The organism is Xenorhabdus beddingii (genome assembly GCF_002127545.1).
Classification (GTDB): domain Bacteria; phylum Pseudomonadota; class Gammaproteobacteria; order Enterobacterales; family Enterobacteriaceae; genus Xenorhabdus; species Xenorhabdus beddingii.
The window spans coordinates 1-422 of sequence record NZ_MUBK01000174.1; the positions used below are offsets into that span (position 1 = coordinate 1).

Genomic DNA, 422 nt, shown 5'->3' on the forward strand with positions numbered 1-422 from the left:
GGCGGGTTCGCGCAAAATCACCACCGACGGCGACGTCTCCCACCGGATAGCCGGCAGCCAGCATCTCCAGACCGGCGATGCCACAGTGATTGACAGCGGGCAGGAAATCCACCTGAAAAGCGGCGGCAAAATCGTGCTGGAAGCGGCATCAGAAATCACCCTGAAAGTGGGCGGCAGTTTTCTCAAAGTCACGCCGGGCGGCATTCTCTGTTCCCCGATGAATGTCGGGCAGGGTTCAGGGGGCAGCGGGCGTGGCATTGCACTGCAACTGCCGGAAGGTGTGGCACCGCTCGCACAAGTGGGGCAACTCCCGATGGCGGAAGCACTCCCGGCAATCGAGTTTCCGGTGCAACCGGCTTGTGCCGAACTGGCGCAACAGGATGCGGGTTTAGTCATTAAACCGGTTAAAGGGTAAACACAAT

The 422-nt window shown here is 60.0% G+C and carries 1 pseudogene; it reads left to right on the forward strand.

The features are described from left to right. Positions 1-415: pseudogene (locus Xbed_RS19130) on the forward strand (DUF2345 domain-containing protein); the annotation flags it as partial. Positions 416-422 lie beyond the last annotated feature (7 nt).